Annotated in this window: 10 protein-coding genes; 7 read left to right on the forward strand and 3 right to left on the reverse strand. The window is 69.9% G+C overall.

Features of this window, described 5'->3' with window-relative positions; translation table 11 throughout:
* Positions 1-46 precede the first annotated feature (46 nt).
* Positions 47-1,360 carry an amidohydrolase gene (locus tag G528_RS0111550; protein WP_051198725.1) on the forward strand — a complete coding sequence of 438 codons (1,314 nt, stop codon included), beginning with the start codon at positions 47-49 and terminating at the stop codon, positions 1,358-1,360.
* 84 nt (positions 1,361-1,444) lie between these two features.
* Here the strand turns inward: G528_RS0111550 and groL are convergent, their stop codons facing one another.
* Entirely contained in the window at positions 1,445-3,067 is a 1,623-nt protein-coding gene (groL, locus tag G528_RS0111555) for a chaperonin GroEL (protein WP_026919107.1), read from the reverse strand.
* Between the two features lie 223 nt (positions 3,068-3,290).
* Positions 3,291-4,754, reverse strand: a complete 1,464-nt coding sequence (gene phoA / locus G528_RS0111560) for an alkaline phosphatase (RefSeq protein WP_425402233.1) — start codon at positions 4,752-4,754, stop codon at positions 3,291-3,293.
* Positions 4,755-5,016: 262 nt separating this feature from the next.
* On the opposite strand from phoA, the gene G528_RS0111565 reads away from it, so the two are divergent.
* From G528_RS0111565 to G528_RS0111590, 6 genes are all read left to right on the forward strand, one after another.
* Entirely contained in the window at positions 5,017-6,246 is a 1,230-nt protein-coding gene (locus G528_RS0111565; protein ID WP_026919109.1) for a sensor histidine kinase, read from the forward strand.
* Positions 6,243-7,058 (forward strand): LytR/AlgR family response regulator transcription factor, encoded by an 816-nt coding sequence (locus G528_RS0111570; protein ID WP_026919110.1) that lies wholly within the window; start codon positions 6,243-6,245, stop codon positions 7,056-7,058. The genes G528_RS0111565 and G528_RS0111570 overlap by 4 nt, the downstream gene beginning before the upstream one ends.
* Positions 7,059-7,145: 87 nt before the next feature.
* Entirely contained in the window at positions 7,146-7,529 is a 384-nt protein-coding gene (locus tag G528_RS17325) for a hypothetical protein (RefSeq protein ID WP_245569752.1), read from the forward strand.
* Positions 7,526-9,253 carry a sodium/solute symporter gene (locus G528_RS0111580; RefSeq protein WP_026919111.1) on the forward strand — a complete coding sequence of 576 codons (1,728 nt, stop codon included), beginning with the start codon at positions 7,526-7,528 and terminating at the stop codon, positions 9,251-9,253. Before G528_RS17325 ends, G528_RS0111580 begins: the two co-directional genes overlap by 4 nt.
* A 204-nt stretch (positions 9,254-9,457) precedes the next feature.
* A complete protein-coding gene (locus G528_RS0111585) occupies positions 9,458-9,844 on the forward strand; it encodes a DUF485 domain-containing protein (protein WP_051198741.1) in 387 nt (128 codons plus the stop codon).
* Positions 9,841-11,466, forward strand: a complete 1,626-nt coding sequence (locus G528_RS0111590; protein ID WP_026919113.1) for a solute symporter family protein — start codon at positions 9,841-9,843, stop codon at positions 11,464-11,466. The genes G528_RS0111585 and G528_RS0111590 overlap by 4 nt, the downstream gene beginning before the upstream one ends.
* A gap of 111 nt (positions 11,467-11,577) precedes the next feature.
* Here the strand turns inward: G528_RS0111590 and G528_RS0111595 are convergent, their stop codons facing one another.
* The gene (locus tag G528_RS0111595; RefSeq protein ID WP_026919114.1) at positions 11,578-12,984 is read right to left on the reverse strand and encodes an amidase; all 1,407 of its coding nucleotides are present in this window, start codon (positions 12,982-12,984) and stop codon (positions 11,578-11,580) included.
* Between the last annotated feature and the right edge of the window lie 14 nt (positions 12,985-12,998).

Genomic DNA, 12,998 nt, shown 5'->3' on the forward strand with positions numbered 1-12,998 from the left:
CCCGACGCCTCGCACACCGGCACCGGTGCGGCCACCGGTCGTTACGATGGACGTCGTGAGCACGCCGGACACCTCGCCCCGCCCCCTTTCCGCCGAGCTGATCGCCGACGTCGATCGGATCGTCGACGCCGGCGCCGAGCGGCTCATCGAGACCTTCAAGGACATCCATCGCAATCCGGAGCTCGCTTTCGGTGAGGTCCGCACGGCCCGGCTGATCGAACTCGGTCTGCAGAACCTCGGATTCGGCATCACGACGGGCATCGGTCGGACCGGGGTCGCCGCCGTCTTCCACAACGGGCCGGGGCCGGTCGTGATGTACCGCGCCGACATGGACGCCAACGCCGTCGAAGAGGAGACGGGCCTCGACTACGCCAGCACCGTGCGCGTGGCCCTCGACGACGGCTCCGAGGTGCCCGTCGCCCACATGTGCGGCCACGACGCCCACGTCACGTGGATGCTCGGCATGGCCGACGTCCTGGTCTCCCTGAAGGATCGGTGGTCGGGCACGCTCGTGCTCATCGGGCAGCCCGCCGAGGAGCCCATCACGGGCGCCAAGGCGATGGTCGACGACGGTCTGTACAACTTCATCCCGAAACCCGACGTGTTCATCGGCATGCACACCGCCCCCGGGCCCGTCGGGACCGTCGTCTCCTCCCCCGGACCGCGGATGGCGGGGACCGACCAGATCGACATCGTCTTCCACGGCGTGGGCGGTCACGGATCGATGCCGCAGAAGACCAGGGATCCGGTGCTGATGGCCGCGATGGCCGTCGTCCAGTTCCAGACCATCGTCTCGCGGCTCGTCGACCCCGAGCAGACCGCGGTGCTCACTGTCGGCGCAGTGCACGCAGGCACCGACAACAACGTGATCCCCGCGCACGCCGTCGTCAAGGCGAACCTCCGCTGGTACACCCCCGAGGTCCGCGAGACCATGCTCGAGGCCGTGCGGTCGGTGTCCGAGGGCGTCGCCCGCACGTACGGGATGCCCGACGACCGGATGCCCGAGATCATCATGAAGGGCGGATCCAGCCCGCTGGTGAACGATCCCGAGCTGGCCGCCCGGATGGCGGCCTCGATCGGCGCGGTGATCGGCGCGGACCGGATGCTCACCGACCTGCCGCCCGCCACCGCGTCCGAGGACGTCCAGCTCCTCAAGGGCCCGCACCCCGACATGCCGTTCAACTATCTCCTGGTCGGCATCGCCGACGAGCAGGTGTACGCGGCGGCCCGGGCACGCGGCGAGGACGCCCCGTTCACACCGCACAACCCGAACTACGTCGTCGATCTCGCCGCCATCCCGTACGGCGCGAAGGTCGCGTCGTACGCGATGCTCGGCCTCCTCGACCGCCGCGAGCGCTGACACGCCGAAGGCCGGCCACCCGTTCGGGTGACCGGCCTCCGGTCGATGCTGCGATGTCGCAGGGGTTCTATCCGCGGACGCGGATCAGAAGCCCATGCCGCCCATCTCGTCCGCGCCCGGCATGGCCGGTGCGTTCTTCTCGGGCTGGTCGGCGACGACGGCCTCGGTGGTGAGGAACAGCGCCGCGATCGACGCCGCGTTCTGCAGCGCCGAGCGGGTGACCTTCACCGGGTCGTTGATGCCCGCGGCCATCAGGTCCTCGTACCCGCCGGTCGCGGCGTTGAGGCCGGTGCCCAGCGGTGCGTTGCGGACCTTGTCGGCGACCACACCGGGCTCGAGCCCCGCGTTGACCGCGATCTGCTTGACCGGCGCTTCGAGGGCGACGCGAACGATGCTCGCACCGGTGGCCTCGTCGTCGCTCAGCGACAGACCGTCGATGGCCGACTCCGACTGCACGAGAGCCACGCCGCCACCGGCGACGATGCCCTCCTCGACGGCGGCCTTCGCGTTGCGGACGGCGTCCTCGATGCGGTGCTTGCGCTCCTTGAGCTCCACCTCGGTGGCGGCGCCGGCCTTGATGACGGCGACGCCGCCGGCCAGCTTGGCCAGACGCTCCTGCAGCTTCTCGCGGTCGTAGTCGCTGTCGCTGTTCTCGATCTCGCCGCGGATCTGTGCCACGCGGCCCGAGATCGCCTCGGCGTCGCCGGCACCGTCGACGATGGTGGTCTCGTCCTTGGTGACGACGACCTTGCGGGCGGTGCCCAGCAGCTCGAGGTCAGCGCTCTCCAGCGACAGGCCGACCTCTTCGCTGATGACCTCGCCACCGGTGAGGATGGCGATGTCGGCGAGCATGGCCTTGCGGCGGTCGCCGAAGCCCGGCGCCTTGACGGCGACGGACTTGAAGGTGCCCTTGAGCTTGTTGACGATGAGGGTCGAGAGGGCCTCGCCCTCGACGTCCTCGGCGACGATGACCAGCGGCTTGCCCGACTGGATGACCTTCTCCAGCAGCGGCAGGAGGTCCTTGATGGTCGAGATCTTGCCCGAGACGAGCAGGATGTACGGATCCTCGAGGACCGCCTCCTGGCGGTCGGCGTCGGTGACGAAGTAGCCCGAGATGTAGCCCTTGTCGAACCGCATGCCCTCGGTGAGCTCCAGGCTCAGCCCGAAGGTCTGCGCCTCCTCGACCGTGATGACGCCCTCGTTGCCGACCTTGTCCATGGCCTCGGCGATCAGGTCGCCGATGGTCTGGTCACCGGCCGAGATGCCCGCGGTGGCAGCGATCTGCTCCTTGGTCTCGATCTCGGTGGCGCTCTTGAGGAGCGACTCGGTGACGGCCGCGACGGCCTGCTCGATGCCGCGCTTCAGGCCGAGCGGGTTCGCGCCCGCGGCGACGTTGCGGAGGCCCTCGCGGACCAGCGCCTGCGCCAGGACGGTGGCGGTGGTGGTGCCGTCGCCCGCGATGTCGTCGGTCTTCTTGGCGACCTCCTTGACGAGCTCGGCACCGATCTTCTCGTACGGGTCCTCGAGCTCGATCTCCTTGGCGATGGAGACGCCGTCGTTGGTGATGGTGGGTGCGCCCCACTTCTTCTCCAGGACGACGTTGCGGCCCTTCGGTCCCAGGGTGACCTTGACGGTGTCAGCGAGGCTGTTGAGGCCGCGCTCGAGGCCGCGACGGGCCTCTTCGTCGAAAGCAATCTGCTTTGCCATTGGTAAGTGATCCTCCGGTAGGGGGTGACACTAAGTCTTCGGGCCGGACTCGATGCCCGCGACGGACGACCGGGGTGTCTGTTGGACCGATCTCACCGTTCCGACCTGGCACTCGCACGCCGCGAGTGCCAACTTCCATTTTTAGCACTCGCTCACCGAGAGTGCAAGGTCGGATCACGCGGGATCCCGATCCGCACTTCTCCGGCGAACAAGCAGGTCACCGCTACTTCTTCTCGCGGTCGAGCCCGAGCTGATCGGTGATGTAGAAGAACGGATCCGTCTGATCGGTCAGTCCGACGACGTTCGCCGCCCCCGGACCGTACGCGGCGATCCGCACCTGACCGCCGGTGTGCTGCTCCTCGCCGGGCTCCAGCGACGTCCCGTAGCTGACGGCGATCGGCTCACCGTCGCGTCCCATGAGGACCTTCGTGAGCCCCGGCACGTCCACCTCCGGATCGTTCGCGATCACCTGGCTGGTGTGCGCGTGGTCGCCGGTGACGATCACCAGCGTGTCCTTCTCCTTCTTGGCGAACTCGAGGGCCTCGGACACCGCGTCCGAGAGCTGCACCGTCTCGCCGATCTGACCGCACGGATCGGCCTCGTGGTTGGCCTTGTCCACCGACCCCGACTCCACCTGGAGGAAGAACCCGTCGTCACCCTTGAGAAGGTCGATGGCCTTGCGCGTCATATCGCCCAGCTTCGGGGTCGACGACGTGAACTCCGGGTTCGGCGCGCAGCGGGTCGCCGGGCGGCGCATCCCGTCGCGGACCGCGACCGCCTCATCCCAGATGCGGGGCATGTTGCCGTCGGCGAACACGCCCAGCAGCGGCTCGTCCTGATCGGCCGAGGTGACCTTCGTCAGTTCGTCGGCCGAGCGCACGATCCGGTAGCCACGCTCCTTGGCCTGCGCCTCGAGCGTCTTCCCGCGGTAATCGCCCGCGGCCGCCACCTGGGAGAACGTCTCCCATCCGCCGCCGAGCGTCACATCCGCGCGGGCCGCGAGGAGCTGCTCGGTGATCGACCCGGCGCCGCCGTTCTCCACCGCGTTCTCCGGGCACTTCTCACTCGTCTCCTGCGGGCCGTAACACTTGCGCTCGGTCACGTGCGCCACCTGCACCGCGGGCGTCGCGTCCTGCAGCTCGGTCGTCGTCACATTGCCGGTCCGCAGCCCGTTGGCCCGCGCGATCTCCAGGATCGACCGCTGCGGCGTGCCGTCCACGTCGACGCCGACGGCACCGTTGTAGGTCTTCGTGCCGGTCGACCACGCGGTGCCCGACGCCGCCGAATCGGTGACGAACTCGGGCTTGCGGGTCTTCTTGTTCAGCGAGTACGTCGTGTAGTCCCCGGTGAGCGGAAGCTGATCGATGCCGGGAATCTGTCCGGCGGCGCCCCACTGGTAGTTGCGGGCCAGCGTGAGCTCCTGGTTGGCGGTGCCGTCGCCGATCACCAGGATCACGTTCTTGGCCCCCGACTTCTGGATCGAGTCGGCGATCATCTGCGTCTGGTCCTCGGCGAGCCTGCGGGCGCCGCCGGGCTTCGTGAGGTCCCCGTCGGCCGCGCGGGAGATGTCCACCTTCGCGGCGTCGTCACCGGAGACGCCGGCATCCGAATCGTCGGAGCCGCACGCCGTCAGACCACCGGTCACCGCCACCGCGGCCGCCGCCGCGAGAGCGCCGACCGCGCGCATCCTCGTCTTGCCCTGTCGTTTCATCGTCATGGTGACAGATGCCACCACCCCCAGGTGAACCGTCGCGATCGAGACGGCGAACGACGGGCGTCGACATGCCGACCCCCGGTGACGATCCGCGGTCGCCGCGGCGGCCCGCAGATGAACTCCCAGCGCACGACTGCACCCCCAGCGCACGAGTGATCCCCCAGCGCACGACTGAACCCCGCCGAATCCCCCGAGTGCGCCGCCCGACCTTGCTAGATTCCATCCGTGATGCACCGTGTCCGGTGAACTGCTCGCGATCACCGTCCTGGCCGTGGCGCTGGCGACGGTGCTCATCGTCGTCGCACTCCGCACACGTCGCGTGGTGAGCACCCCGCATGAGCGCGCCGTCCACGACACCCTCCACACCGCCGCACAGGCCGCGACCCCGCTGCGCGGCGGCCTCACCGCGAAATCGGCCGCCGAGGCGGTCCGACCGCTGCGCACCCTCACCGGAGTCGACGGACTGGCCCTCTACGACGCCGACGGACGGCTCCTGGCGCACGACGGCAGCGCCGACCTCTGGACGCCACCGGTCCGCGACGCCGCGGCGACCTGCGCCGCCGACGCCCTCGCCGATCGGCGCCATTTCGCCGATCACGTCGCGCCCGGAACGGGACCGTCGTGCCATCTGATCGCCGCACCGCTGCTCACCGACGACATCAGCGCCGGCGTCCTGGTGGCTGCGTCGTTCGACGCCCCGGGGCCGGGTCGGGTCGGCGCCATCACGGAGGTCGCTCGATACGCGGCCGGCCAGCTTCAGCTCGCCGAGCTCGACGCCTCCCGCGCCCGCCTCGACCGCGCCGAGGTGCTCGCGCTCCGAGCGCAGATCAGCCCCCACTTCATCTACAACGCGTTGGGCACCATCGCCTCGTTCGTCCGGACCGATCCCGACCGCGCCCGCGAACTGATCCTCGACTTCGCCGACTTCACCCGCTACTCGTTCCGCGCTGCCGGCGAGTACACGGTTCTGGCCGACGAACTGCGGAACATCGAGCGCTACCTCACCCTCGAACGCGCCCGCTTCGGCCCCGGCCTCCAGGTGCGACTGCAGGTGGCGCCGGAGGTGCTCGGAGTGGTCCTGCCGTTCCTGTCGCTGCAGCCCCTCGTGGAGAACGCGGTGCGCCACGGACTGGCCGGCCGCCGCGACGGGACCATCGCCATCGTCGCCCGCAACCACGGTCCGGACTGCCTGCTCAGCGTCGAGGACGACGGCGTCGGCATGGACCCCGAACTCCTGCGGACCGGCGCCATCGACGCCCTCACCCCCGCCGGCCCGGCCGAATCCGACGGCGCCCACGTGGGCCTGACCAATGTGGATCAACGTCTGCGATCGGCGTTCGGCAACGACTACGGTCTGGTTGTCGAGACCGCGATCGGCGCGGGCACCAAGGTGAGCATGCGGATCCCCAAGTTCGCCGCGGGCGTCCACGCCGCGACCGCACCGCGAGAGGGAGCGCAGCGATGACGGGACTGACCGTCCTGGCCGTGGACGACGAGTTCCCGGCGCTCGACGAGCTGTCGTTCCTCCTGGATCGCAATCCCACGGTCGCAGCGGTCCATCGTGCCTCCGACGCCACCGAGGCGCTGCGCGTACTCGCCGACCACGACGTCGACGCCGTCTTCCTCGACATCTCGATGCCCGGTCTGTCGGGCATGGAGCTGGCCGGGGTGCTCGCCAAATACACGACGCCGCCGATCATCGTGTTCGTCACCGCGCACGACGACCGCGCCGTCGAGGCGTTCGACGTCGGCGCCGTCGACTATCTGCTCAAACCGCTCCGCGCGGACCGTCTCGACCAGGCCGTCGGTCGGATCGTCGCCGCGGCGGCGACCGCCGGGTCGGGCGGCGACGAACCCGGTCGAGACGATCCCGCCGAGGTCGGCGGCCGGGGCGACGACGTCATACCGGTGGAGCTCGGCGGCGTCACGTCCCTGGTGCACCGCGACTCGATCTCGTGGGTCGAGGCGGTCGGCGACTACGCCCGCCTCCACAACGACACCGGTGCCCACCTCGTCCGCGTGACCCTCGCAACACTCGAGAACCGCTGGGGCAGTGCCGGTTTCGCACGCGTGCATCGCTCCTACCTGGTCGCCCTGCCGATGGTCGTCGGCCTGCGATCGACCGGGGCGTCGACGATGGTCCGGGTCCGCGCCAACGGCGACTCACCCGCCGTCGAACTGCCCGTCAGCCGCCGACAGGTCCGCGACCTGAAGGACCGGTTGGTCCGCGACCCGCTGCGCACCTTCCGCACCGCACGCCCCGACGGAGACGAGTGAACCGTGCCCGGTGACGACTCCCTCGCGGGCCGCGAACGGGCCCCGCAGCGCGAACGCGTGGTCCTCTCGCAACGCCGCGGGGCGCGAATGGTCCGCACCCGCGTGGAGGTCGCCGAACAGACCGGCATCGGCGAACACCTGGTACGCGGTCTGGTCCGCGCCCAGCTCGCCCTGTCGCTGCGGCTGGGTGCCGCCGTGCTCGCCGTCTTCGTGGCCGTGCCGATCATCGGCGCCACCGTCGACCCCTTCACCACCGCCGAGATCGCGGGGCTTCCGCTTAACTGGGTGATCCTGGGACTTGCGCCGCTCCCGCTGCTGTACCTGGCCGGTCGCCTCTACATCCGGCTCGCCGAACAGGCCGAGAACGACTTCATCCGACTCGTCGACAGCGACACCCCTGACACCACAGACGGGGACACCACAGACAGGGACACCACAGACGGGGACACCACAGACGGCAGCGCCCGATGAGCCCGTTCACCGCCACCCTCACAGCGGTGCTGCTGGCGGCGTTCGGCACCGTCGCCGTCGGCGCCTACGGCGGCCGCGGTTCGCGCTCCACCTCCGACTTCCTCGTCGCCTCCCGCAGCATCGGTGCCGGCTGGAACGCCGCCGCGATCGCCGGCGAGTACCTGTCGGCGGCCAGCTTCCTCGGCGTGGCCGGACTGGTCGCGAAGTACGGTGCCGACGCCCTCTGGTATCCGATCGGGTTCACCGCCGGCTACCTGTCGCTGCTGCTGTTCGTCGCCGCACCCCTGCGCCGCTCCGGCGCCTACACGGTGCCCGACTTCGCCGAGTTCCGACTCTCCTCCCGGCGGGCCCGACAGGCCGCGATGCTCGTGGTCATCGTCATCTGCGTGCTGTACCTCGTCCCCCAGCTCCAGGGCGCGGGCCTGACCCTCCGAATCCTCCTGCACATTCCGCCGTGGGTCGGTGTCACCGCCACCGGCCTCCTCGTCATCGGATCCGTCGTCGGCGCCGGAATGCGGTCGGTGACCTTCGCCCAAGCCGTCCAATACTGGCTCAAACTCACCGCCGTCGCGATCCCCGCCCTGGTGCTGACCGCGGTGTTCATCAACAACCCGCAGAACCTCGGCGACCCCCTGCCGCCGCGCGTCACCACCGAGACGACGGTGCGCATCGACACCCCCGTCGACGTCGTCGTCACCGACCCCGCCGGGGTCCGCGCCACCGGAACACTCGACGGGACCGACGTCGACGACGTCCCGCTGGCCGTCGGGACGCACCGCCTCGACCGCGGCGCGCAGATCGATCTCGCGGCGGGCGCCGCGACCCCGGTGGTCGCCAACGCACCGCAGACCGGCGAGGCCTGGATGGCGTCCGGCGGCGGCCTCGGCGGCGGCCACCCGCTGTTCCAGGTGCTCTCCCTCATCATCGCGACCTTCCTCGGCGCGATGGGACTGCCCCACGTCCTGGTGCGCTTCTACACCAACCCCGACGGGCGGGCCGCGCGACGCACCGCCCTCAACGTGATCGCGGCTCTGGCCGTCTTCTACCTGTTCCCCACGATCCTCGGGGCGCTGGCCCGCGCCTGGGCACCGCAGGTCCTCGCCACCGGGACCGCCGACGCCGCCGTCCTGCTGCTGCCCGCCGCCGGCACCTCGGGCGCCCTCGCCGTGGCCCTGTCCGCGCTGGTCGCCGCCGGGGCGATGGCAGCCTTCCTCGCGACCTCGTCCGGCCTGCTGGTCAGCATCGCCGGCGTCATGTCCACCGACCTCATGCCGGCCGGCGTCCGCAGCTTCCGCATCTGCGCCGTCATCGGCGGCCTCATCCCGGTCGGCATCGCCCTCGGTGCGGGCTCCCTCGAACTCTCCAAATCGGTCGGCCTGGTGTTCGCGGTGTCGGCCTCGACACTGTGTCCGCTGCTCGTCCTCGGCATCTGGTGGCGTGGACTCACCGCCGCCGGAGCGGTCGCCGGGCTCGCCGTCGGCGCCGCCGGATCGGCGGTCGCGGTCGGGTGCTCGGTGAGCGGTCTGATCCCCGAGGACGCCGCCGGCGGCTGGCCGTCGGTTCTGACCGGATACCCCGCCGCGGTGACCGTCCCGCTGACGTTCGCGACCATGATCCTGGTCAGCCTCGCCACGCGATCGCAGACACCGCCCGGCATCGCCGCGATCTTCGCGCGGATGCACGTGCCCGAACGGCTCGGTCTCGGCGTCGAACGGACCCCGTAGGACGCCCCGGCGCCCACCGTTCGTCCACCGTCACCGACCGCTCGTCGCACACGCCGCGGACTTCGTCGCTCACCTCACACTTGCACTTCACTGTGATCTGCATCTCGACCATGCTCGAGACGTCCCCTCCCATCCCCGATTCCCCCGTCTGCGCCGACTCACCCGTCTGCCCCGACACCCCCAGCCGCCCCACACCGAGGAGTGATCGTGACTCTCGAAGCCCCGGCACCGGACGCGTCCGGCCCCGCCGCCCCGACACCCGACGAATTCGTCGCCGCCCAGGCGAGCCCCGAATACGCGAACCTCCGCCGCACACTGCGCCGGTTCGTGTTCCCGATGACCGCGTTCTTCCTCATCTGGTACGCCGTCTACGTCCTGCTCGGAGCGTTCGCGCACGACTTCATGGGGACCCCGGTCTGGGGCAACATCAACATCGGCCTGATCCTCGGCCTCGCCCAGTTCGTGACGACCTTCGGCATCACGTTCGCCTACGTCCGGTTCGCGAATCGCGACCTCGATCCGCAGGCCCAGCAGATCCGCGACAACTTCACCGCCGGCGTCTACCGCTCCGGACAGGAGGTCGCCCGATGAACCGCGTCCTGGCCGACGCCTCGACCGTCGGCAGCCCCCTGGTCAACATCGGCATCTTCGTCGCCTTCGTCGGCGTGACACTCTTCGTCGTCATCCGCGCGAGCCGACGCAATGCCTCCGCATCCGAATTCTTCACCGCGGGCGGCGGATTCTCCGGCCCGCAGAACGGCATCGCCATCGCCGGCGACTACCTGTCGGCGGCGAGCTTCCTCGGCATCGCCGGCGCGATCGCCGTCTACGGCTACGACGGCTTCCTGTACTCCATCGGATTCCTCGTCGCCTGGCTCGTCGCACTCCTGCTCGTCGCCGAACTGCTGCGCAACACCGGGAAGTTCACGATGGCCGACGTCCTGAGCTTCCGCCTCAAGGAGCGGCCCGTCCGCATGGCGGCCGCCCTCTCGACGCTCGTCGTCTCCCTGTTCTATCTGCTCGCGCAGATGGCCGGCGCGGGCGGCCTGGTCGCACTCCTGCTCGACATCGAGGACCGCACCGGCCAGTCGATCGTGATCGCCGTCGTCGGCGTCCTGATGATCGTCTACGTCCTCATCGGCGGAATGAAGGGCACCACCTGGGTGCAGATCATCAAGGCAGTGCTGCTCATCGCGGGCGCCGCGATCATGACCGTCATGGTCTTGGCGAAGTTCGGCCTCAACGTCTCGTCGATCCTCGGCGACGCACAGAGCATGATCTCCGGCTCGGAGACCGGCGCCGGACGCGATGTCCTCAAACCCGGCGCACAGTACGGCGGGTCGTTCCAGTCTCAGCTCAACTTCCTGTCACTGGGTCTGGCGCTGGTGCTGGGCACCGCGGGTCTGCCGCACGTGCTGATGCGTTTCTACACCGTTCCCACCGCCAAGGAGGCACGCCGGTCGGTGGTCTGGGCCATCGCCCTCATCGGCGGCTTCTACCTGATCACGCTGATCCTGGGCTACGGCGCGGCCGCACTGGTCGGCCCCGACCGCGTCATGAGCGCCGCCGGCAAGGAGAACGCCGCCGCACCGCTGCTCGCCTTCGAGCTCGGCGGCACGGTGATGCTCGGCATCGTCTCGGCGGTCGCGTTCGCGACGATCCTCGCGGTCGTCGCCGGTCTGGCGATCACCGCATCGGCGTCGTTCGCGCACGACATCTACGCCAGCGTCATCAAGCGCGGCCGATGCTCCGAGTCCGACCAGGTCCGAGTCTCCCGCATCACCGTGGTCGTGCTCGGCGTGGTGAGCATCGTGCTCGGCATCCTCGCCAACGGTCAGAACATCGCCTTCCTGGTGGCGCTGGCCTTCGCGGTCGCCGCCTCGGCCAACCTGCCGACCATCGTGTACTCGCTGTACTGGCGGCGGTTCAACACCCGCGGCGCACTGTGGAGCATGTACGGCGGCCTCACCTCGACCATCGTGCTCATCGTCTTCTCGCCCGCCGTCTCCGGTTCGCCGACCTCGATGATCCCCGGTTCCGACTTCTCCTGGTTCCCGCTGTCGAACCCCGGCATCATCTCGATTCCGCTGGGGTTCGTCCTCGGCATCATCGGAACGCTCACCTCGCGTGACCCCGGCAATGCGCCGAAGAACGCCGAGATGGAGGTCCGGTCGCTCACCGGGGTGGGCGCAGAGAAGGCCGTCGCCCACTGATTCACCCCAGCGGTCGAGGACCTGCTCGACGGGAAACGTCCCCCTCAGCGGTCACCGCGGACACCATGTCCTCGGCTGACCCTGAGGGGGACGTTCGTCATGCCTGGTTCGTCATGCCTGGATCCGCGCGAACGGGGCGGCGGCCTCCAGTTCGAAGGCCAGCTCCAGCAGGGTCCGCTCGTCTCCGAGGTCGGTGGAGAAGTGGATGCCCAGCGGCAGACCGTTCTCGCTGCGACCCAGCGGCAGGGTGATCGCCGGACCGCCCGCCGTGTTGTTGGCCGGGGTGAACGCCACATAGTCCACCAGCCGGTGCAGCACCTCGCGGAAGTCCCCGTCGGGGGCCAGGTAGCCGATCTCCGGCACCGCGTGACCGAGTGTCGGCGACAGCACCGCGTCGTACCGGTCGAACACCGCGCGGAACGAGGCGGTCGCCCGACGCAGTCCCCGGATCGACCACGGCACCCGCCACGCGTGTTTGAGGAACGACGACGACAGCCCCTTGGTGAAGGGATCCAGTCGCGAGGAGTCGAAGCCCTTCCCCACCGTCCGCGACCCGAAGTGGTCGAGACCGAAGGCGAGCAGTGCCCAGTAGTCGGTGAACTGGTCGATGTAATTGCGTTCGATGGGGATCGGGATCGTGCTCACCCGGTGCCCCAGCGACTCGAGCAGCTCGACCGCGGCCATGAGTTCGCGCTGGGTGTCGTCGTCGAGCAGCCGTCCGGTGACAGTCGTGTTGATCAGCGCGATGTGCAGACGCCGATCGCTCGGCCCCTCCACGAGACCGATCGGCGGCAGGTCGGCCACATCGCGCTGCCGTTCCAGGTCCGCGAAGTACACCGCGGTGTCGCGAACCGACCGGCTCACCACGCCGTTGCTGATGAGGTCGATGGGCAGCCCCTTCATCTGCGGAGACTTCGCCACCCGTCCGCGCGTCGGTTTGAGTCCGACGAGTCCGCACGCCGCCGCCGGGATGCGGATCGACCCGCCGCCGTCGTTCGCGTGGGCGATCGGCAACGCCCCGGCGGCCACGAGCGCCGCGGACCCGCCCGACGACGCCCCGCACGAGTAGTCGGTGTTCCACGGATTGCGGGTCGGCGGTCGATCCACGAACTCGGTGGTGGCGGTGAGCCCGAACGGCGGCATCGACGACGCCCCCATCACATTGACTCCCGTGCCGACGAACTCCACGGCCACCGGGTCGTTCGCCGAGGCGGGCAGGTCGGGGGCCGCCGCCGAACCGTGGCGAGTCGGGATGCCGGCGAAGTCGGTGTTGTTCTTGATGATCGACGGCACCCCGGCGAGGGCGCCGACGAAGTCGCCCGCCTCCGCGCGGGCCACGGCCCGCTCCCGGTCGTCGTAGGCCACGGCCGCCAGCCGGGGTTCCACCGCGTCGATCCGGTCGAGCGCCGCGGCCATCGCCTCGGCCGCCGAGATGTCGCCCGACGCGATGGCGTCGGCGACCCCCACCGCGTCGAGGTCGCCGAGCAGATCATCGCCGAATGCGTGTACGCGTTCCATTCGGCCAGCGTAAC

This window comes from Gordonia shandongensis DSM 45094 (genome assembly GCF_000423025.1).
In the GTDB taxonomy this organism is placed as follows: Bacteria; Actinomycetota; Actinomycetes; order Mycobacteriales; family Mycobacteriaceae; genus Gordonia; species Gordonia shandongensis.

Bases quoted from the DNA above. Each gene is read 5' to 3' on its own strand.
- G528_RS0111550 (WP_051198725.1), top strand. From the start codon at position 47: ATGGACGTCGTGAGCACGCCGGACACCTCGCCCCGCCCCCTTTCCGCC.
- groL (WP_026919107.1), bottom strand. From the start codon at position 3,067: ATGGCAAAGCAGATTGCTTTCGACGAAGAGGCCCGTCGCGGCCTCGAG.
- phoA (WP_425402233.1), bottom strand. From the start codon at position 4,754: ATGCGCGCGGTCGGCGCTCTCGCGGCGGCGGCCGCGGTGGCGGTGACC.
- G528_RS0111570 (WP_026919110.1), top strand. From the start codon at position 6,243: ATGACGGGACTGACCGTCCTGGCCGTGGACGACGAGTTCCCGGCGCTC.
- G528_RS17325 (WP_245569752.1), top strand. From the start codon at position 7,146: ATGGTCCGCACCCGCGTGGAGGTCGCCGAACAGACCGGCATCGGCGAA.
- G528_RS0111580 (WP_026919111.1), top strand. From the start codon at position 7,526: ATGAGCCCGTTCACCGCCACCCTCACAGCGGTGCTGCTGGCGGCGTTC.
- G528_RS0111590 (WP_026919113.1), top strand. From the start codon at position 9,841: ATGAACCGCGTCCTGGCCGACGCCTCGACCGTCGGCAGCCCCCTGGTC.
- G528_RS0111595 (WP_026919114.1), bottom strand. From the start codon at position 12,984: ATGGAACGCGTACACGCATTCGGCGATGATCTGCTCGGCGACCTCGAC.